20 protein-coding genes and 1 pseudogene are annotated in these 19,803 nt (G+C 73.8%); 6 read left to right on the top strand and 15 right to left on the bottom strand.

Annotation, left to right across the window (positions count from 1 at the left end; genetic code table 11):
- Nucleotides 1-105: 105 nt before the first annotated feature.
- Nucleotides 106-939 (top strand): SAM-dependent methyltransferase, encoded by an 834-nt coding sequence (locus AAH991_RS06310; protein WP_346224789.1) that lies wholly within the window; start codon nt 106-108, stop codon nt 937-939.
- Between the two features lie 16 nt (nt 940-955).
- Here AAH991_RS06310 and AAH991_RS06315 read toward each other — a convergent pair whose 3' ends face one another.
- Nucleotides 956-1,546, bottom strand: coding sequence for a dihydrofolate reductase family protein (locus AAH991_RS06315; protein WP_346224790.1), 591 nt, complete (start codon nt 1,544-1,546; stop codon nt 956-958).
- A gap of 127 nt (nt 1,547-1,673) precedes the next feature.
- On the opposite strand from AAH991_RS06315, the gene AAH991_RS06320 reads away from it, so the two are divergent.
- The 3 genes and pseudogenes from AAH991_RS06320 (at nt 1,674) to AAH991_RS06325 (ending at nt 4,497) form a co-directional block, all read left to right on the top strand.
- A complete protein-coding gene (locus AAH991_RS06320) occupies nt 1,674-2,702 on the top strand; it encodes a glycosyltransferase family 4 protein (RefSeq protein WP_346224791.1) in 1,029 nt (342 codons plus the stop codon).
- A gap of 23 nt (nt 2,703-2,725) precedes the next feature.
- Nucleotides 2,726-3,040: pseudogene (locus tag AAH991_RS40450) on the top strand (glycosyltransferase family 2 protein); the annotation flags it as partial.
- Between the two features lie 503 nt (nt 3,041-3,543).
- The gene (locus tag AAH991_RS06325) at nt 3,544-4,497 is read left to right on the top strand and encodes a glycosyltransferase family protein (protein WP_346224792.1); all 954 of its coding nucleotides are present in this window, start codon (nt 3,544-3,546) and stop codon (nt 4,495-4,497) included.
- On the opposite strand, the gene AAH991_RS06330 is transcribed toward AAH991_RS06325, so the two are convergent.
- From AAH991_RS06330 to AAH991_RS06360, 7 genes are all read right to left on the bottom strand, one after another.
- Entirely contained in the window at nt 4,439-5,710 is a 1,272-nt protein-coding gene (locus AAH991_RS06330; RefSeq protein ID WP_346224793.1) for a glycosyltransferase, read from the bottom strand. The genes AAH991_RS06325 and AAH991_RS06330 overlap by 59 nt on opposite strands.
- A complete protein-coding gene (locus tag AAH991_RS06335; protein ID WP_346224794.1) occupies nt 5,710-6,777 on the bottom strand; it encodes a zinc-dependent alcohol dehydrogenase in 1,068 nt (355 codons plus the stop codon). The genes AAH991_RS06330 and AAH991_RS06335 overlap by 1 nt, the downstream gene beginning before the upstream one ends.
- Nucleotides 6,770-6,970 carry a hypothetical protein gene (locus tag AAH991_RS06340; protein ID WP_346224795.1) on the bottom strand — a complete coding sequence of 67 codons (201 nt, stop codon included), beginning with the start codon at nt 6,968-6,970 and terminating at the stop codon, nt 6,770-6,772. The genes AAH991_RS06335 and AAH991_RS06340 overlap by 8 nt, the downstream gene beginning before the upstream one ends.
- Nucleotides 6,952-7,719 carry a Gfo/Idh/MocA family protein gene (locus AAH991_RS06345; protein ID WP_346224796.1) on the bottom strand — a complete coding sequence of 256 codons (768 nt, stop codon included), beginning with the start codon at nt 7,717-7,719 and terminating at the stop codon, nt 6,952-6,954. The genes AAH991_RS06340 and AAH991_RS06345 overlap by 19 nt, the downstream gene beginning before the upstream one ends.
- A 10-nt stretch (nt 7,720-7,729) precedes the next feature.
- Nucleotides 7,730-8,494: an NAD(P)H-binding protein gene (locus AAH991_RS06350; protein ID WP_346224797.1), complete on the bottom strand. Its 765-nt coding sequence runs from the start codon at nt 8,492-8,494 to the stop codon at nt 7,730-7,732.
- Nucleotides 8,491-9,558: a patatin-like phospholipase family protein gene (locus tag AAH991_RS06355; RefSeq protein WP_346224798.1), complete on the bottom strand. Its 1,068-nt coding sequence runs from the start codon at nt 9,556-9,558 to the stop codon at nt 8,491-8,493. Before AAH991_RS06355 ends, AAH991_RS06350 begins: the two co-directional genes overlap by 4 nt.
- A 109-nt stretch (nt 9,559-9,667) precedes the next feature.
- The gene (locus AAH991_RS06360; RefSeq protein ID WP_346224799.1) at nt 9,668-10,066 is read right to left on the bottom strand and encodes a VOC family protein; all 399 of its coding nucleotides are present in this window, start codon (nt 10,064-10,066) and stop codon (nt 9,668-9,670) included.
- Between the two features lie 135 nt (nt 10,067-10,201).
- Here AAH991_RS06360 and AAH991_RS06365 point away from each other — a divergent pair, with 135 nt between their 5' ends.
- Nucleotides 10,202-10,870 (top strand): hypothetical protein, encoded by a 669-nt coding sequence (locus AAH991_RS06365; RefSeq protein ID WP_346224800.1) that lies wholly within the window; start codon nt 10,202-10,204, stop codon nt 10,868-10,870.
- A gap of 118 nt (nt 10,871-10,988) precedes the next feature.
- Here AAH991_RS06365 and AAH991_RS06370 read toward each other — a convergent pair whose 3' ends face one another.
- From AAH991_RS06370 to AAH991_RS06385, 4 genes are all read right to left on the bottom strand, one after another.
- The gene (locus AAH991_RS06370; protein WP_346224801.1) at nt 10,989-11,567 is read right to left on the bottom strand and encodes a hypothetical protein; all 579 of its coding nucleotides are present in this window, start codon (nt 11,565-11,567) and stop codon (nt 10,989-10,991) included.
- Nucleotides 11,568-11,711: 144 nt separating this feature from the next.
- Nucleotides 11,712-14,252 (bottom strand): FtsX-like permease family protein, encoded by a 2,541-nt coding sequence (locus AAH991_RS06375; RefSeq protein ID WP_346225146.1) that lies wholly within the window; start codon nt 14,250-14,252, stop codon nt 11,712-11,714.
- A 5-nt stretch (nt 14,253-14,257) separates the two neighbouring features.
- Nucleotides 14,258-15,019 (bottom strand): ABC transporter ATP-binding protein, encoded by a 762-nt coding sequence (locus tag AAH991_RS06380; protein WP_346224802.1) that lies wholly within the window; start codon nt 15,017-15,019, stop codon nt 14,258-14,260.
- Nucleotides 15,016-15,153, bottom strand: coding sequence for a hypothetical protein (locus AAH991_RS06385; protein ID WP_346224803.1), 138 nt, complete (start codon nt 15,151-15,153; stop codon nt 15,016-15,018). Before AAH991_RS06385 ends, AAH991_RS06380 begins: the two co-directional genes overlap by 4 nt.
- Before the next feature lie 128 nt (nt 15,154-15,281).
- Here AAH991_RS06385 and AAH991_RS06390 point away from each other — a divergent pair, with 128 nt between their 5' ends.
- Nucleotides 15,282-15,527: a heavy-metal-associated domain-containing protein gene (locus AAH991_RS06390; protein WP_346224804.1), complete on the top strand. Its 246-nt coding sequence runs from the start codon at nt 15,282-15,284 to the stop codon at nt 15,525-15,527.
- Nucleotides 15,528-15,540: 13 nt separating this feature from the next.
- Here AAH991_RS06390 and AAH991_RS06395 read toward each other — a convergent pair whose 3' ends face one another.
- The 3 genes from AAH991_RS06395 to AAH991_RS06405 are packed head-to-tail and all read right to left on the bottom strand — an operon-like array spanning nt 15,541 to nt 19,790.
- Nucleotides 15,541-18,474 carry an AfsR/SARP family transcriptional regulator gene (locus tag AAH991_RS06395; protein ID WP_346224805.1) on the bottom strand — a complete coding sequence of 978 codons (2,934 nt, stop codon included), beginning with the start codon at nt 18,472-18,474 and terminating at the stop codon, nt 15,541-15,543.
- A gap of 42 nt (nt 18,475-18,516) precedes the next feature.
- Nucleotides 18,517-19,593, bottom strand: a complete 1,077-nt coding sequence (locus AAH991_RS06400; protein ID WP_346224806.1) for a flavin-containing monooxygenase — start codon at nt 19,591-19,593, stop codon at nt 18,517-18,519.
- Entirely contained in the window at nt 19,590-19,790 is a 201-nt protein-coding gene (locus tag AAH991_RS06405) for a heavy-metal-associated domain-containing protein (protein WP_346224807.1), read from the bottom strand. Before AAH991_RS06405 ends, AAH991_RS06400 begins: the two co-directional genes overlap by 4 nt.
- Nucleotides 19,791-19,803: the final 13 nt, after the last annotated feature.

Raw genomic sequence — 19,803 nt, forward strand, 5'->3', positions numbered from 1 at the left:
TGCGGGCCCTGCACCCGTAGTCTGATCACTGAACCCGGTACTCCCCGGTTTTCCGGGAGTGCCGGGTCTGATCACGCTTAGCCGGCAGTGAGAACAGGAGCACAGATGCCCGACGTGACGGGTCCCGAGCATCCCGAGCAGGTCCTGAAGCGGATCAACACCAAGGTCCCGCACCCCGCGCGCATCTACGACTACCTGCTCGGCGGCAAGGACAACTACGCGGCCGACCGCGAGGCGGCCGAGCAACTCGTCAAGGTCTCGCCGGGCACGCGCGAGGGCGTCCGCGCCCATCGCGCCTTCCTCCGCCGGGCGGTGCGTCATCTCGCCGTCGAAGCGGGGATGACGCAGTTCCTCGACCTCGGCACCGGCATCCCCACGCAGGGCAACACCCACGAGATCGCGCAGCAGGCCAACCCCGAGGCCCGGGTGGCGTACGTGGACAACGACCCCATCGTCCTGGTGCACGGTCGCGCCCTGCTGACCGGCACCGGGGTGACCACCGTGATCGAGGCCGACATCCGGGAGCCGGAGAAGATCCTCACCCATCCCGAGGTGCTGGCCGTGATCGACTTCACCCGTCCGGTGGCCGTCATCCTGGCGGGGGTCATGCACTTCATCACCGACCAGGAGGATCCGTACGGCCTGGTCGAGCGGTTCAAGGCCGCCGTGCCCTCGGGCAGCCATCTGCTGCTGTCGCACATCACGCTCGATTTCGCTCCCCAGGTGGGCGATGAGCTGACCAAGCCGTACGACAAGAGCACCGCGCCCATGGTGCCGCGCAGCCACGCCGAGGTGTCGAAGTTCTTCGAGGGCTGGCAGCCGGTCGACCCCGGCATCGTCGAGGTGGTGCGGTGGCGCCCGGACGCGGCCGAGCGTCAGGAGCACATCCCGGGCGGGGGGCACGCCTGGGCGTACGGCGGCATCGCGGTCAAGCCCTGACCGAGGAGCCCCGCGTTCATCCCTCCGCGACCGGCCGGTACGTGCACACCTGGACGCCGGTGCCGCCGGTGGTCGCGGAGACCAGTTCGAGCCTGCGCCGCAGGCCGTCGCCGGGGAAGATCGACTTCCCGCCGCCGAGGATGACCGGCATGACGATCAGCCGGAGCTCGTCGGCCAGGCCCTCGTGCAGGAGGGTGCGTACGAGGCTCGGGCTCCCCATCACGACCAGGTCGCCCTCGCCGGACTCGCGCAGCTCCCGGACGCGGGCGACGGCCCCCTCCCCGGGGATCCGCGTGGTGTTCCAGGCCAGCTCGTCGCCCAGCGTGTCCGACACCACATACTTCGGCAGCGCGTTCATCCGGTCGGCGAACGGGTCGCCGGCGCGCTCCGGCCACGCCGCCGCCATGTTCTGCCAGGTGCGGCGGCCGTAGAGCAGTCCTTCCGCCTTCTCCACCGTGTCGTCGAACGCGGCGCCGACGGTTTCGGCGTCGAAGAACGGGCCCACCCACCCGCCGTGGGCGAAGCCGCCGTCGGTGTCCTCTTCCGGACCGCCCGGCGCCTGCACGACGCCGTCCAGGCTCATGAACTCGATGACCACGATGCGCATCGCGCTCTCCTTCGCGGGTTTCCTCGATCGGATGGCTCCACCATAGTTACCGACAAATAAAATTGTCAAGGCAGTTAGAATGATCGGATGCTCTTCTGGGCATGCCCTGCTCATGGGGGGCGTACGGGTGGGACTCCTGGTGGACAGCGACGCCTACGGCGGCGCGGAAGTCTACGTACGGCAGCTGCTGCGCCGTCTTCCACCGTCGATCGAGCGTCATCTGGTCGTGGCCGAGCCGGTGGCGCCGCGGTTCCTCGACCTGGCGGACAGATGCGCGTCCCTGACGCGGATGCCGCTCGCGCGCGGCCGGACGCAGGCGTCCGAACTGCCGCCGCTGCTGCGCGGGATCGGCGCGGACGTGTGGTGCGTCAACCTCGTGGACCCGGCCGGCAACCGCGCCGCCCTCGGCGCCGCGTGCGCGGCGGCGCCGACCGTGGCGGTCCTGCACATGCCCGGCGAGGCGGACGGACTGCGGGAGCTGTACGCGAAGGCGGCCGCCGTCGTGACGGTGTCCGAGGAGATCACCGGGCTCCTGCGCGACGACCTGGGCCTGCCGGCCGACCGGGTGGTCCACGTGCGCAGCGGCGTCGACGTGCCCGAACGGGTGGTTCGACCCGCGCGAGACGGCGGGCCGCTCCGCGTCGGCGCGGTGGGCCGGCTGACCGGTCAGAAGGGGTTCGACCTTCTGATCCCGGCGGTGGCCGAACTGGTCCGCGGGGGGCATCGGCTCACCGTGGAGATCGCGGGCGAGGGACGCGACCACGCCGCGCTCGTCCGCGCCGCGGCGGGGCTGCCGATCCGGTTCGCGGGATTCGTCCGGGACGTGCCCGCCATGCTGTCGTGCCTGGACGTCTTCTGCCTGCCGTCCCGCCGGGAGGGTCTGCCGTTGGCCCTGCTGGAGGCCATGGCGCACGGCCTGCCCTGCGTCGCGACGGACGTCGGCGACGTCGCGGCGGCCGTGGGGGACGGCGCCCTCGTCGTGCCGCCGGGGGACGTGCCGGCGCTGACCAGGGCGTTGGAGGCGCTCCTGGCCGACGGGGAGGCACGGCGGCGGCTGGGGACCAGAGCCCGCGCGGTGGCGGTGCGCCGCTTCGACGCCGCCGCCATGGCGGAGACCGTGGCGCGGATCCTGCTCCGGATAGGCGGTGCGCCGTGAGCAGGCCCGCCATCTCCGTGATCATGCCGACGTACCGCCAGGCGGCGTTCCTCCCGCGCGCCGCCGGCAGCCTGCTGGCACAGACGACGCGCGACTGGGAACTGGTGATCGTCGACGACGGGTCGCCGGACGACACCCGGGAGGCCGCCGGGCGGCTTCTCCACGACCCCCGGGTGCGTTACCTGCGGCTGGCGCGCAACCGGGGGCTGGGCGCGGCGCTCAACAGCGGGCTCGCCCTGGCCGCCGCGCCGGTGATCGCCTATCTGCCGTCCGACGACCTGTACGACCCCGGCCACCTGGCGGCGCTGCTCGGCGTGCTGGCCGACCCCGCCGTCCTCATGGCCGTCTCGGGGGCCCGTGGCCGGCGGGACGGCCACCACCTCCAGCTGGTGCAGGTGGCCCACCGGGCCGTACCCGACCGGTGGACCGAACGCGCCGAACTGGAGAGCGACGACCTCGACCGGCTCTACTGGGCGCGGCTGCGCGCCCGGGGCGGCCTGCGCGTCACCGGCCGCGTCACCTGCACCTGGACCGACCACCCCGGCCAGCGGCACAAGGCCATCCGGGAGGCGTACGACGGCGGGCTCAACGTCTTCCGGTCGCGCTACGAGGTGGCGGCCCCGCTGCGCTTCCACTCGACCGACAGCGGCGAGGTCGACGAGGTCGCGTTGTACGACCGGTTCCGGCGCCGGAGCATGCCACCCGCGGCCGACGGCCTGACGATCCTGCTCGTCGGGGAGCTGGCCTACAACCCCGAGCGGGTGCTCGCCCTGGCCGAGCGCGGACACCGCTTGTACGGCCTGTGGACGCGGGACGGCCTCGGCTGCAACACCGTGGGCCCGTGCCGTTCGGGCACGTCACCGACCTGCCGCGGGACGACTGGCGGCGGGCGGCCCGCCGGGTCCGGCCGGATGTGGTCTACGCGCTGCTCAACTGGCGGGCGGTGCCCTTCTGCCACGAGGTCCTGCGCGCGCTGCCCGGGATCCCGTTCGTGTGGCACTTCAAGGAGGCGCCCCAGCACAGCATCCGCCGCGGGGAGTGGCCGCTGCTCGCCGAGCTGGCCACCCGGTCGGCCGCCCAGCTCTACTGCTCGCCGGAGGAGCGGGAGTGGTTCCTCGCGGCACTCCCCGGCGCCGTCGATCCCGGGCGCGCGTACGTCATGGACGGCGACCTGCCCAAGGCCGACTGGTTCGAGGGCGTGCCCGCCGGGCCGGGCGGCGACGGCGAGGTGCACACGGTCGTGCTCGGCCGCCCGCTCGGGCTCGACGCCGAGTCCGTCGCCGCGCTCGCCCGGCGCGGGGTCCACGTCCATCTGCACGGCCTGGTGACCGCGCCCGGCGTGAAGGGCGCCTGGGCGTCGTGGCTGCCGCGGGCCGTCGAGGCCGCCCCCGGCCGGGTCCACGTCCACCCTCATGTGGACCAGCGTGACTGGGTGCGCGTCCTGTCGCGCTACGACGCCGGCTGGCTGCACCGCGTCCGCAGCGCCAACGGCGGTGACCTGCGCGTGGCCACCTGGGACGACCTGAACCTCCCGGCCCGCATCCCGCCCCTGATGGCCGCCGGCGTGCCGCTCCTGCAGCAGCGCAGCCCCGGCTGCCGGGTGGCCGCCGACCGGCTGATCGAGGAGACCGGCGCCGGGCTGCTCTACGACGATCTCGACGGCCTCGCCGACCGGCTGCGGGATGCCGCCGCGCTCCGTCGCGCCCGGGACGCGGTGGCCGCGCACCGGTCCTCGTTCACCTTCGACGCCCACGCCGACCGGCTGGTCGGGCTGTTCCGCGAGGTGTGCCGCTGACGGCCTCGGCGTAGAGTCCGAGCAGCGCGGCCAGGTGACGGGCCGGGTCGTGCCTCCGGGCGACCTCGCGCCGGGCGGCGGCTCCGAGCTCGCGGGCGCGTACGGGATCGGCCGCGAGGCGGAGCATCGCCGCGGCCAGCGCGTCCGCGTCGCCCGGAGGCACGAGCAGGCCGGTACGCCCGTCGTCCACCAGCTCCGGCAGCCCGCCGATCCGCGAGGCCACCACGGGCACCCCGGCGACGGCCGCCTCCAGCACGCTCATCGGGCAGTTCTCGTACCAGAGCGCGGGCAGGAGAGCGGCGGTGGCACCGTCGTACGCCGCCGCCAGGGCACCCGGCCCGGCGAACCCGCGCAGCCGTACGGGCAGCGCCTCGCCGGCCACCCGGCGGCGCAGCGCTCCCTCGGCCCGGCCCGAGCCGTAGACGTCCACGGTCACGCCCGGCGGCAGGCCGCGGGCGGCGGTCAGCAGGACGTCCAGCCCCTTCTCGGGGACGAGCCGGCCGCAGTAGAGGAAGCGCGCGGGCCGGGTGGGCGCGGCCGCCGGGCGCCCGAGCGGCAGCACCGGGTTCGGCAGCACGACCAGGCGGTCCTCGGGCAGTCCCCCCTCGGCCATCCGGTCGCGGAGGAACGCGCTCGGCGCCAGGAACAGCCGCACCGGCCGCCACCAGCCGCACAACCGGCCCAGCCCGGCCTCGACGCCCGCCGCGGCGGCCCGCCAGGCCGAGCCCTCGCCCGCCAGGCAGCCGTGCCGCAGGGCGTTGGTCAGCCTGCCGCCGCGCAGGCACCGCTCACAGGGACGGCCCCCGGTGAACAGCCGGTAGTTCGGGCAGACGGCCTTGTAGTCGTGCAACGTCATCACGACCGGCACGCGGTGGCGGCGCAGCGCGGACAGCACCGACAGCGTCAGGAACTCGTGCACGTGGTGGACGTGCGCCACGTCCGGCCGTGCCACCGCCAGCAGGGACTCCAGCGCCCGGCGGGCGGGCCGGCTGTAGGCGCCCGCGAGCCGCCGCCCCGGCTCCGTACGCGCCGCCGCTCCGGCGGGCGGCGGGAACCAGGCCGCCCAGGGAGTCGCAAGCGTCCCGGGCTCGGCCGTCGCGAACGGCACCACCTCGTGGCCCGCGTCGCGCAGCAGCCGCTCGGTGAGCGCCACCACCGTCTCCGCGCCGCCCGGTCCCGGCGTGTAATGCCCCGTCACCAGCAGCACGCGCATCAGAACGTGAACACCGCCTGGATGACGTGCCGGCGGCGGGCCGCGAGGTCGCGCAGGAAGCCGGGTGCGTCCTCCAGTGGAAGAACGTCGGTCACGAGATGCCGGCGGATGGCGACGGAATGGGCCCGCAGGAGACCGAGGGCCGCGGCGGACAGGTCGGCGCGGGTCCACGGGCATCCGGGCGGCACACGGGAGATCTGCGCGCACCGCAGGGTCAGGCCGTTGTGGTGGAACTCCTCGCCCAGCCGCACCTCGGCCGCGCCGTCCTGGTAGAACGCCAGGTCGACCACGGTCCCCTGCGGCCGGAGCGCACGCAGCGCCGTACGCAGGGCCGCCGCCCGTCCCCGGCACTGGAACACGAGGTCGGCGCCGGGCTCGGGGCGGCGCCACCGCGTCTTGCACCACCGCGCGGCATCGTGCTCACCTTCGTCCACCACGGCGCAGCCCAGCGCCGCGGCGACGGCGAGCCGCCGGGGGTCGGGGTCGGCGACCGCCACGTCGGCCGCGCCGTGGTGCAGCGCGAACAGCGCGGTCAGCAGCCCCACCACACCGGCTCCCGTCACCAGGATCCGGCGGCCCGCGACCCCGGCCGCCGGTTCCCCCGCCCCGGACGCGTGGAGCAGCCCGTTGACGCAGATCGGCCCCATCTGCGCCGCGTAGACGCCGACCATCGGGTCGAGGTCGTCCGGCAGCGGCACGACGTGGTCACGCGCCGGGTGCGCGCGATGCGCGCTGCGGTGCCCGTACGCCATGGCCACCAGCGCCCCCGCCGGGACGGCGGCGCAGCGGCTGCGCCTCACCCGGCCCACCTCCATGTAGCCCAGGGCTCGGATCGGGTAGCGCGCGGTCGGGGCGCCCTCCTCGAACAGCCGCGTCTCCCGGTCGAAGCGGCGGTGCAGGAAGGGGCTCGTCCCTTTGACCGCGGCCAGTTCCGTGCCCGCCGACAGGCCGCTGAACAGGGTCTCCACGTCGAACTCGCCCTCGTGGGGCTCTCCCGGGGGCGCGGGCTCGGTGAAGACGCACGGCTCGCCGGCCGCCCGGACGCCGAGGGAGCGAACCTCATCCATGGCCGGCCTTCCCCGCGGCGGCGCAGGCGAGCCTGTGGGTCTTCAGCGCCTCGTCGTACGGCGCCCGGATGCGGCACGGACCCCCGCGTACCGCCTCGACGAAGTCGGCGTCCTCACGTTCGAACGGGTCGCGCTCGGCCCCGACCGACCAGCGCCGCCTGCCCTCGTCCACGGTCAGCTCCCGCTCGGACAACACACCGTGCGGCCCTGGCAGAAGAACTCGATCCCGATGCGGTAGCCCGCGGCGAGCACGGACGTCGCGGCGATCGCGCCGGTGGCCCCGGACGCGAACCGCAGCGTCGAGGTGACCGCCCGGTGGATCTCACCGGGCTCCGCGCCGGGCCGGTGGGCGCCCGTCGCGTGCGCCACCTCCACCTCTCCCGCCAGGAGCCGGGCCAGGTCGAACAGATGGGTGCCCTGCTCGACCAGCTGCCCGCCCGACTGGTCCTGCCGCGCCCACCAGCCGGTTCCCGGCGTACGGTCCAGCCAGAAGCCGAGCACCAGCAGCGGCGGGGTGTCGGCGAGGAGCCCGGCCGCCCGCTCCACCGTGTCGAGATAGCGCCAGTGGTAGCCGGTCGCCGTGACGACGCCCGCCGCCCGGACCGCCTCCGCGATCTCCTCGGCGGTCCGCAGGTCGCAGGCCACGGGCTTCTCGACGAAGAACGGCAGCCGTCGCGCCAGCACGGCCCGCTCGGGCTCGCCGTGCGCGCCGGGAGGGACGCAGATGTAGACCGCGTCGAGGCTCTCCCGGTCGAGCATCTCGCCGTACGACCCGTAGGGCCGGGCGCCGGTGGCCTCGGCGAACCGCAGCGCGCGGTCGGCTCGGGGGTCGGCGACCGCGCCGATCCGCACGTCCGGCAGCCGGGCGAGCGACCCGGCGTGCCGGCCGGCCACATAGCCCGCGCCGACGAATCCCAGCCTGACGGCCCGGTCTTTCCTCACATTCCGGTACCTACCCGAACAAAGACCCCAGAGCACGTGAGACGACCGTCTCGGCGGACCGGCCGAGCACCCGTTCCAGGTCGTCGGTCCGCCGCTCCAGCATCCCCGCGCGGATCTGGGCGTTGATCCAGCTCATCGGGCCCGGCCCGGCGTCGGGCACCTCGCGATAGGGGACGCCGAGCGCCTCGGCCACCTCGGGATAGCTCCACAGGGGCCCGGTGAAGTCGTAGGCCCGGCCCAGGTGTCCCTCACCGGTCAGCACGTTGGCCGCCGCCTCCGCGAGATCCGACCGGAACACCGTGTTCAGGCCGCGCCCGCCGGTGCTGCTGGTGATCTCACCATCGACGACCCGCGGGACGAACGCGTCGCTGTAGAAGGGATGGCGCAGGAACGTGTACGGCAGGCCGCTGCGGAGTATGGCCTGCTCGGTGGCGTGGTATGCCTCCGTCATGCCGGTGGCGGCGACGCCGGCCCCCAGGAAGCTGGTGAAGACGACCGCGCCGACACCGGCCTCCTTGGCCGCGGTCACCGCGTTCAGGTGCTGCCCGATCCTGCGGGCGGTGTCGAGCTCCGGAGAGGAGATCAGGAGCAGACGGGCGGCTCCGTCGAACGCCTCGCGCAGACTCGCCGGCTCGTCGTAGTCACCGCGGCGCGCCGGCACGCCCTCGGGCGCGCGGCCGGGGTCGCGCACCGCGGCCACCACCTCCGTACGGGTGCGTAGATGCTCGATGACGAGGCGGCCGAGCGCGCCGGAGGCGGCCGAAATAACGATCATGAGGCAAGTGAACTCCCGGCCATCGCCACCCTGCCACTGCTTTTCGGGCGGTAACGGGCGCGGTAGTCGTCCCAGTCCCAGGTGGACAGGAAGGCCGCCGCGGCCGTCCGGCCGTTGCGGTAGAGATGCGCCTTCCCCCGCTCGTCGAGGTCGAAGTCGACCACCCCCACGCTCGCGGTGTCGACCTGGATGGTCCTGGCGCTCACCCAGGGCTGGTTCAGATACGTCTGGTCGTGGCCGACGATCGCGGTCCCGACCAGGGACGTCAACAGCCGCAGGGCGGGCAGATGGGGAGTCCCGACGAACGGCAGCCTGAGCGTGTCCTCCCGGACCGCGGGGAGCAGCTTCACCCCGAACGTGGGCCAGCGCGGCTGCTCCCCGTCGGGCCGGTCAAGTGTGTCGATGGGGAAGTTGGACAGCACGCCGCCGTCCACGAGCGTCGACACCAGGCCGGTCTCCGGATTGGTGATCGTGACGGGCTCGAAGAAGAAGGGGATCGACATCGAGGCGCGGACCGCGTCGGCCACCCGCTGCCTGCCCGGCTCCGCCACGCCGTAGACGCTCCGGTAGTCCCACGGCAGGCGCACCAGCCGGCCCAGGGTGACGTCCGTGACCGTCACCACCAGGCTGTAGCGCTGGTCTTCGCCCATCCAGGGCGCCGGGTCGTCGAGCGCCAGGTCGTCGAACGTCTCGACGCCGAGGCCGGCCAGCTCGTCGCCCAGCCACTCCCGCAGGTAGTCGCCCTCGAACACGCCCCGTTCGAACAGCAGGGACAGCAGCGAGAACCCCCTGCCGACCAGCGGGACCCGCTCCGCGGCGGACCCGTCCCTGAACCTGCGGTAGTCGACGTCGAACAGCAGCTCGCGCATGCGCTGCGGCGGCATCCTGGCCGCTGCCAGTGCTCCCACCACCGCCCCCGCGGACGTTCCCGCGACACGGGTGCCGGCGGCCCGCCCGAACCGGTACCCGGCCGCGTGCAGTTCGTCCAGCGCGCCGGCCAGGCCCACGCCCTTGACGCCGCCGCCCTCCAGCACCAGGTCGGCCCGCATGTCTCCCCCGGCCATCGGCCCCGCCTCTCTCCCGTCCGTCCCCGCTGTTCGTGCCCGTCCGCGGGGAAAACGGTGGTCATGAGCCGGCCCGCACTCGCCTCGGTTCCGGCCGGGGGCGGCGCCGTTACGCCTGGTCCTGGGGATACCAGCGCAGCTCGATGACGTTGCCGTCGGGGTCCTTGACGTAGACGGAGGTGGCGACCCCGCGGGCCCCGAATCGGGGGCCGGGTCCGTCGACGACGGTGAGGACGCCGGAGTCGATGACCTCCTGCCAGTCCAGCGGGTCGACGACCATGCAGAAATGGTCGACGTTCGACTCCCCGCGGGAGCCGCGCAGCAGATCGATGATCGTGTCCGGCGACACCCGCACCGAGGGGAACGGCACCTTGCCGGCCCGCCACTCGTCGACGCGCACCGGCTCCAGGCCGAGGACGCCGCAGTAGAACGCCAGCGAGCGCTCGACGTCCTCCACGGTCAGCACCAGATGGTCGAAGCCCTTCACCCGCAAGTTCGCTTTGCTCATGGGCTCCACGATGCCAGGACCGGCCGACAATCCGAGGCCCTCCGCGCGTGACCTATTCGGTATGAGCCCTTCTGCAACACGTTGCGATTGCGGTAGAAGATCACTCGTACCATTTCTCCTCTTTTCGAGGTACATGTGAGAAAGATCCTGCGAGTCGCCGCGGCCCCGATGTTCGCCGCGGCCTTCCTCCTCGCCACCCTGTCCGCTCCCGCGAACGCCGACACGACCACCGGCACGACCACCGGCACGACCGAGAGCGACGCCGAGATCGCCCAGGAGTGGCAGACCGCCTGGGACACCTACAAGTTCTCCGACACCACGCCGCCCGCGCCCGATTCGGGCCGCAGCCGGGTCACGAACAGCATCTCCGTCGACATCGACGCACCGATGCCGGGCACCTTCTACAAGTACTCGGACTTCAACAACCACATGGGCAGGAACCCGTTCCTGAAGCGGGTCATCACCCACAAGCAGTGGACCGAGCCCCCGGCGCTCTATCGCAACCTCACCGCGATCGAGGAGATCCCGTACGAGGGCATGATCGTGGTCAGCAAGACGCACGCACAGCAGCGTCTGCACGCGGACGGGTTCTACTACGAGACCGACAGCTGGTCGGAGCCCAACGTGGTGACGCACCAGAAGATCACCTTCACGCCGATGTCCAACGGGAAGACCAGGGTCACCGAGAACCTCACCTTCGAGGCGGACACCGCGCTGATCGACTTCGTCGCCGCGAACGGCACCGCGTCGCACCAGCAGCTGCAGGCGGCCCTCAAGCAGGCGATCGAGAGCGGCGAGCTCTGATCCCGATCCGGCACCGAGTACCGGCACCGAGTACCGGCACTGAGTACCGGCACTGAGTACCGGCACTGAGAAGGGCGTCCTCCCGGTGGGAGGACGCCCTTTTCAATGTCGCCCGGCTTCATCGTCCGATGCCGCTTCTGCTCTCTTCGGCCCGCAGGGTCTGGTTGATCGAGCAGTTGTCGATCCCGTTCTGGCAGTTGCCGCTGAGGGAGTCGGTGAAGACGCTGACGCTCGACACCTGCTGGGTGCCGGCGAAGTCGACGGCGCTGTTGCCCGCGGGGGCGTTCACGTTCCGCTTGCCGGTGGACAACTGGTAGGGCGGGCTGCTGATCGTCGGCGCGTTGGCGGTGTTGACTCCGGTTGTGCGCTGTGTGCCGCCACCGTCGTCGCCGTCTCCGAACCCGCCGCCGAACCCGCCGCCGAAACCGGCCAGACGGGCACCGAGGCGGGCGCCGTCACCGTGGCCCTTGTTCCCCTTGTTCCCCTTGCCCTTCTTGCCGTTCTTCCCCTTCTTTCCCTTGCTGCCGTTCTTGCCCTTGCCGCCCTGACCGCCCTTGCCGCCCTGGCCGCCCTGGCCGTGCGGGCCGTGGGCGACCGCGGGGGCCGGCGCCGCCAGCACGTGCGGTGCCGGCACGACCGCCGGCACCACGACGAGGATCGCGGCGACGGCCAGACGCCGGGCGGTCACCGCCACCACGCGCGAGTTCCCTGCCCTTTTGTCGCCCATCCGATCCACACCTGCCTTGTCTCGTGTCATTCGCCTCCGGCACGTCCGCTTAGGGACACAAGCGGCGCATCCGCCTCATACCCCTCACTTCGCCTCTCTTTTCCCGCCGAAGGGTCAGGACGTGGCGATGGCGGTGAGCACGTCGAGCCTGGCCGCGCGGCGGGCGGGCAGCAGCCCGGCCAGCAGACCGGCGACGGCGGCCACCGCGACGACGAGCAGGAGCGGACCGACCGGCAGCGTGAGCGTGGCCTCGGTGGTGCGGCCCAGCGCCGTGACCGTGCCCGCGGCGAAGGCGACGCCCAGGCCGACCCCCGCGACGATCGCCAGGGCCGCCACGAGAACCGCCTCACCGCGGATCATCCAGCGCATCTGGGCGCCGGTCATCCCGACCGCCCGCAGCAGCCCGAGCTCCCGGGTCCGCTCGATGATCGAGAGGGCGAGGGTGTTGGTGATGCCCATCAGCGCGATGAGGACGGTGAGCATCAGCAGCGCGGTCACCAGCCCGAGGACCTGGTCGATCATGGCGTTCCGCCCGGCGACCGCCGCGGCCTGGTCGCGCACCTGCGCGGTCGGGGTGTCGGCGAGGGCCCGTTCGATGGCCCTCTTGGCCTCCGCGCTCCTCACGCCACCGGCCACCTTGACGAAGACGCTCGCGTCGACGTGCTCGCGGTAGTTCCGCTCGAAGGTGTCCAGCGAGATGACGTAGCCGGTCGACAGCGCCTGGGCGTCGCGGTCACGCAGCAGGCCGACCACCGGGAGACGCCGGACGCCGGTGCGGGAGAACGTCATCGCCAGGGTGTCGCCGATCTTGAGGTTCCGCTCCTTGGCGACGTTCGCGGCCAGGACGATCCCGCCGTTCGCGACGGCGTCCAGGCGGCCGGCGACCATGTGGAGCGAGGTGACGCGGGGCAGCGTGACCGGGTCGACCGCGGTGAGGGCCTCGGTCGACCGACCGTCCTTCCAGTGGCCGTAGCGCAGGCGGGAGGCCACGGCGACCTGCGGCAGCTCGCTGACGTGGTGGTAGGCGTGCGCGGGCAGACCGCCCAGCATCTCGTTGCGGGCGCTCTCCACCACGAAGTCGGCGGTGATCGCCTCGGTGTACGACCGCGCGGTCGAGTCCTTGATCGAGGTTCCCAGCACTGTCGTGAAGCTGATCAGCGCGAGGCCGAAGGCCAGGGCCAGGGCGGTCGCGGAGGTACGCCGGGGTGCCCGCGCGGCGGACTCGCGCGCCAGCCGTCCGGGGACACCGGCCGCACCGAGCGGCCGTCCGAGCAGCCGGATCAGAGCGGGAGTGACGGCGGGCCCGAGCAGGGCGAGCCCCACGACGGCGCAGACCCCCGCCTCGCCGAGCACGACGACCGACCCCGGCCCGGCCAGGACGATCGACAGCCCGGCCACGCCGAGCGCGGTGAGAACCGCTCCGACGACGGTACGGCCCCAGCCGGCCCGCCCGGGGACGTCGTCGGCCGACGAACGCCGCATCGCCTCGACCGGCGCCACCGAGGCGGCGCGGCGGGCCGGCCCGAGCGCCGACAGGACCGTGACGCCGACCCCGACCACGAACGCGACGACCAGGGTCCGGGACGTGACGACGAGCCCGCCGTCGGGCAGGGTCATCCCGAAGGCCCCGGCCAGGTCGCGCAGCCCCGCCGCGCAGGCGACGCCGAGACCCGCGCCCGCCGCGGAGGCGGCCAGCCCCACCAGCAGGGCCTCGCCGAGCACCGAGCGCATGACCTGGGCTCCGGTGGCCCCGGCCGCGCGCAGGACGGCCAGCTCACGCGTGCGCTGGGTGACGACGATCGAGAAGGTGTTGGCGATGAGGAACGCGCCGACGAGCAGGGCCGCCGCGGCCAGGGCGAACAGCATCACCTGCAGGTAGGAGATCTGCGTCTTGGCCGCCGCCGCGCTGGCCGCCGCGACGTCCCGGCTGGAGGAGACCTCGTACTCGGCGCCGATCGCGGCCGACACCGCCGACCGCAGCCGCTGGACATCCGCTCCGTCCGCGGCGACGACGGCGACCTCCGAGGCGTTCCCGCCGAGTGCGAGCAGACGTTGCGCCGCGGGCCGCGCGACCAGGGCGACCGTGGTCTCGGGCAGTCCCTCGCCCGGCCCGAACCCGGCCAGCCCCACCACGCGCAGCCGCTCCGTGCGCTCGGCCCGTACGGTCACCTCGGAGCCGAGGCCGATGCGGTGCCGCCGGGCGGTCGCCGCGTCGACCACGACCTCGCCCTCGGCGGCCGGGGCGCGCCCGGCGCGCAGGGTGAACGCGCCGACCGGGGCGGGCTCCCACGACAGCAGCAACGACGGGCCCGCGGGGACGATGGTCTTCCCACCGACGCCGATCAGTCCCTGGCCCCGGACGACGGGAGTGGCGGCGGCCACCCCCGGCACTGCGCGGACGCGGTCCACGACCTCGGCGGGCAGCGGGTCGCGCTCGACCTCGACGCCCATGGCCGAGTCGAACGCGGCGGCGTCGCGGACGGTCAGGTCGACCCCCGCGGTGGCCGTACGGAACTGGTCGTCGAGCAGCCGCTGTGAGGTGTCGGTGAGCACCAGGCTGCCGGTGACGAAGGTGACGCCGAGCAGGACGGCGAGCAGGGTCAGCGCCAGCCTGCCCCGGCGGGCGACGGTGTTGCGGACGATCAGGTGCCACATCGCGGTCACTTCTCCTTCGCGCCGAGACCCGTCATGCGGGCCAGGATGTCCGGGACCTCGGGGTTGTACAGCTCGCCGGCCACCCGGCCGTCGGCGAGGAACGCGACCTGGTCGGCGTACGCCGCGGCGTTCGCGTCGTGGGTCACCATGACGATGGTCTGGCCCAGCTCGTGGGCGGCGTGCCGGAGGAAGCCGAGCACCGCCTCCCCCGCCCGGGAGTCGAGGTTGCCGGTCGGCTCGTCGGCGAAGACGATCCGCGGGCGGGCGGCCAGCGCCCGGGCCACGGCGACCCGCTGCTGCTGCCCGCCGGACAGTTCGGCCGGCCGGTGCCGCAGCCGGTCGGCCAGCCCGAGCATCGCGACGATCTCGTCGATCCACGCCTGGTCCGCGCGCCGCCCGGCGAGGGTCAGCGGCAGCACGATGTTCTCGGCCGCGGTCAGCGTCGGAACCAGGTTGAAGCTCTGGAAGACGAAGCCCACGTGCTCGCGGCGCAGCAGCGTGCGCTGCCGCTCGCTCAGCCGGCCGAGGTCGGTGTCCCCGATGAGCACCTGCCCGTCGTCCACGGTGTCGAGGCCGGCCAGGGCGTGCATCAGCGTGGACTTGCCGGACCCGGACGGTCCCATTACGGCGGTGAACCGCCCGGCGGGGATCGACAGGGTCGCGCCGTCGAGGGCCCGGACGGCGGTGTCGCCGCGCCCGTAGATCTTCACGACGTCGCGGGCCAGCGCGGCGACGTCGGTTCGCGAAAGTGCGTGGGTGATGGTCATTTGGAGGGCTCCTGAGATGTCGTGATCAGGCGGGCGGGGACGGCCCGGTTCCGCCGGTGCTGCTCGGCCTGCCGCAGCAGCTCGTGGTGCCTCAGATGGATCAGCTCGGGGAGGACGGGGAGGATGAGGTTCATGACAGGAGCGTCGCGCTCCGGGCTGTCCGGGGGCTGGCCGCCGGCTTTGCCCGCTCCTTGCGGCCTCCCGCGGGCCCGGACAGCGGACGGACAGCGGGCCGCCAGACCGGGACGGCACGCTGGACGGCATGGCAGACCAGAGCCGTCAGGGGGCGGCGGAGGAGACGACCGTGTGGGTGCCGGCACTGCTGTGCCGCCGGTGCGTCCGCCTCCTGAGCAGGCACGTACGAGACGTAACCGGCGTCACCTCGTTCGAGGTCGACGCCGCCCGGGGCCTGCTGCGCGTACGCGGGGACGTGGACGCGGGGCACCTGCGGGCGGCGCTGGCGTCGGCGGGGTTCGCGGGCGACCGGTGCGAGCACCGGCGCCCCTGAGCCGGGACTGAGCTCAGTCCGTGAGCGCAGCGGCCGTCTCGCGGGCGCGGGCGGCCTCGTCGGGAAGTCCCGCCTCGGCGGCGCAGTCGGCCAGGAACGACCACAGGCGGGCCCTGGCCCAGGGGAACTCGCCCTCCTTCAGCAGGGCCACCGCGTCCCGGCATTCCTGGGCGGCGAGGTCGGCCTTCCCGCGCACGCGCGCAATGCGGGCGCGGCCCCACGCGGCCCACGCCTGGCAGCGGGGGTTGCGCGCCCGGCGAGCGACCTGCCGGGCCTCGGCGAGCAGCGCCGTCACGTCGTCGTGCTCGTCCAGGTCCAGCCGGGTGTGGGCCATGTGCACGAGGGCGAAGGCCAGCCCGTGGAGGGAGCCCTGGCCGCGCACGTCGTCCTCGGACTCCCGCAGGACGGCGAGAGCCTCCTCCCGCCGTCCGGACTCCCGCAGGGCGATGGCGAGGTGCGCGAGGATCGCGCTGCCGATGACCCGGTCACCCGTGAGCCGGGTCAGCTCGAGGCAGCGCCGCCACTCGACGGCCGCGGTCGCGAAGTCGCCCAGGCGAAGGGCCAGCAGGGCCTCCAGATACTGGCTCATGCCCAGCCACCAGCCGCCGTCGGCGTCACCCAGGTCGCGGCGGCTCCGCTCGATCATCGCCCGGTAGCGCCCGGCGTCTCCGCCGTACTGGCCGGCCCAGGCCACGACGAGCCGGGAGATCGCGGCATTGCGGACGTCGCCGATCTCCTCGAAGACCGCGAGGCTCTCCTCGGCGGCGGCGACGGATCGCGGGGTCGGGTAGTAGACGTGCAGGAACCCGATCCCCTGCAGCGCGCGGGCCCGTGCGACGGTGGAGCCGCCACCGGTGTCCAGCAACATGGTCAGCGCCCGCGTGCCCTCGTAGCGGATCCCGTAGTTCCAGAACCATACGAGCGCGCAGGCCAGCCGGAAGCCGTTCTCGACGTCGCCGCCGTTCACCGCGTGGTCCACGGCGGCGCGGAAGTTGTCGTGGTCGTCGTTCAGCCGGGCGAAGACGGCGGGGTCGCGGACGCCCAGCCCGTGCTCCTCGGCGAGGCGGACGAAGTGGGCCAGGTGGCGGTCGCGGCACTCCGCGACCTCGCCGGCCTCCTCCAGCCGGGTCCACGCGTAGTCGCGGACGGTGACGAGCAGCCGGAACCGCCCGGTGGCCGGCTCCGGCACCACGAGGGACCGGTCGACCAGCCGGAACAGCAGGTCGAGCACCTCCCCGCGGCTGACGCCGCCGCGTTCTCCGGGGAAGGCGCACACCTCCTCCGCCGCGGCCGGGGTCCAGCCGCCGCGGAACACCGCGAGGCGGCGCAGCAGCCGCCGCTCGGCCTCCGGCAGCAGATCGTGGCTCCAGTCGAGGGTGGCGCGCAGCGTGCGGTGGCGGGCCTCGCCGGTACGGGGTCCCGCCGTCAGCAGCGAGAACCTGTCCGCCAGCCGGGCCTCGATGTCGGCCGGAGACAGCGCCTTGACCCGGGCGGCGGCCAGTTCGATGGCGAGCGGCATGCCGTCGAGCCTGCGGCAGATGGACGCCACCACGGGAGCGGTCTCGGCGTCGAGCGTGAACGAGGGCCGTACGGCACGGGCCCGCTCCGCGAAGAGCCGGACGGCGGGATCGTCTCCGAGCGGGCCGACCGCGACCTGCACCTCGCCGGGTATCGCCAGCGCCTCCCTGCTGGTGGCCAGCACGCGCAGGCTCGGGCAGGCCGCGGCCAGCCGCTCCACGAGAACGGCCACATCGTCCACCACGTGCTCGCAGTTGTCGACCACGAGCAGCGTGCACCCGTCCCGCAGGTGCTCCTCGACCGCGTCGGCCGCGCCGGTGCCCTGTGTCATCACACCCAGCTCGGCGGCGAAGGCGCCGGCGACGTCCGTCCCCGGCTCCAGGGCGGCCAGGCGGACCAGCAGCACCCGGTCGAGCAGCGTTCCGACCGGTGTCTCGTCCGGCGTCTCGTTCACGCGGCGGGCGATCTCGAACGCGAGCGTCGTCTTGCCCATCCCGCCCGGGCCGGTGAGCGTCACCACCCGCGCCTCCGCGAGCCGCTCCAGCGCCGTCGTCACGTCGTCCTGGCGGCCGATCACCGACGTCAGCCGCCGTGGCAGCCGGTCGGCGCTCTCCGGCGCCCGTCCCCGGGCGGGGGCGGCGGGCGGCCCGCCGGCGGACGGGACCTGCTGGCGGAGGATCGCCTCGGCGAGCGCCTGCAGCTCCGGCGACGGGTCGATGCCGAGCTCGTCGGCGAGACCGCGGCGCAGCGCCTGGTAGGCGGCCAGCGCCTCCGCCTGCCGTCCGCCGCGGTACAGCGCGAGCATCAGCAGGCGGTGCAGCCGCTCGCGCAGCGGGTGCCGCGCCACCAGGCGTTCGATGTCGGCGACCGCCTCGTTGTGCCCGCCGGACTCCAGCAGGAGCTCGATCCGGTCCTCGACCGCGCCCAGCCGCAGCTCCTCCAGCCGGGCGCTTTCCGTCGTCGCCCACGTCGTCTGGCCGACGTCCGCCAGCGCGGGCCCCCGCCACAGCCGCAGCGCCTCGTCCAGGCAGCCGATGGCGGCGGTGACGTTCCCTGCGGCCGTCTCCTCGCGTGCGCGGACGAGCAGCCGCTCGAACACGTGCGCGTCGACGGCCTCGGCGGACGCGGCGAGCCGGTATCCGGGGGCCTGCGTGACCAGGACGTCCGTGCCGAGCCCGGCGGCGGCGAGGGCGCGGCGCAGCTTGGACACCCGGATCTGCAGGGCGTTCGCCGCGTCGGCCGGCAGGTCCTCGCCCTCGTCGCCCCACAACGCGTCCGTCAGGGCGTCCACCGGCACCACGCGGCCACGGGACAGGGCCAGCCGGGCCAGCAGCGCCCGCACGGACGGCGGCAGCGCCGCCGGGGAGCCGTCGGACCCCCGCACCTCTGTGGGCCCGAGAACCGCGAACGTCACGGCGGTGTTCGGCATGTCACTCCTCGTCATCCCCGGCCCCGCCGGGACTGCCCCATATTAAGGGGCGATGAGCGTTTTGCCGGGAATATCGGCGGCGGCCGTCAGCCGCTCGGCCAGGGCGTGCGCGTCGCGCCCCACCCATCCCAGCACGGACGAGCCGCGGGCCCGCTGCCAAGGCAGACCGAGGAAATACAGCCCCGGCCAGGCCGTGACGCCCTCGCGGTGCACCGGCGCCCCCTGCTCGTCCAGCACCGGCACGTGCAGCCAGGGATAGTGCGCGCGAAAGCCGGTGGCCCAGACGACGCCGTCGGGGCGGACGCGGCGGCCGTCCGCCAGGACGACGTCCCGCCCCTCGGCGTCCACGGCGCGGTCCACCCGCTCCACCCGCCGCAGCAGCCGCTTCACGTCGGTCCCGATGATCAGCTCCCGGCTTCTGACGCGGCGCCCGATCCGGCTGTCCCCGCGGATGTCCATGAAGCCCAGCTGGGAGAACCACCAGAACAGGTCACGGCCCAGCACGCGCTGCGGCAGCACCCGGCCCATCGACGAGACCGAAAGCCGGACCCGCCGTCCGCTGCCGGCGAGCTCCTCGGCGATCTGCACACCGGTGTTGCCCGCGCCGACGACCAGGATCTCGCCCATGGGGAGCTGCTCCGGACGGCGGTACGCCGTGCTGTGCAGCTGGGGGACGTTCGGGTCGAGGCCCGACGCGAAAGCGGGCGTCCGCGGCGTGTGGAACGCCCCCGCCGCGACCACGACCCGGGACGCCGTATAGGCCCCCGCCGAGGTCTCGACCAGGAACCGCTCCCCCTCGGGCCGCACGGCCGTGACGTGACGGCCGAGGTGCACCGGGAGGGCGAACCGCTCCGCGTACGCCTCCAGATAGCAGGCGACCTCGTCCTTGTCCGGATGGCCGTCCGGGTCTCCGGGGAACGGCAGGCCCGGCAGCCCGTCGTACCGGCGGGGCGTGAACAGCGTGAGCGAGTCCCACCGGTGGCGCCATGCGTCTCCGACCCGTTCGTGCGCGTCGAGGATGGCGAACCGCACACCCGCGCGGCGCAGGTGGTATCCCAGCGCCAGCCCGGCCTGCCCGCCACCGACGACCAGCGTGTCGTAGTCGGTGTGGCCGGTCACGCCGCCACCTCGTAGCCGGCCTCGGCGATGGCCGCGCAGACGGCGTCGCGGCCGGCGGGGCCGGTGACCACGACGGTCTTGGCGGTGAGGTCGACGGCCACCGAGCCGACGCCGGGCACCTCGCCGACGGACTCCGTGATCGCCTTGACGCAGTGGCCGCAGCTGATGGCCGGCACGGACAGCACGAGCTGGTTCATCGTTCGTTCCTTC

This window comes from Microbispora sp. ZYX-F-249, assembly GCF_039649665.1.
In the GTDB taxonomy this organism is placed as follows: domain Bacteria; phylum Actinomycetota; class Actinomycetes; order Streptosporangiales; family Streptosporangiaceae; genus Microbispora; species Microbispora maris.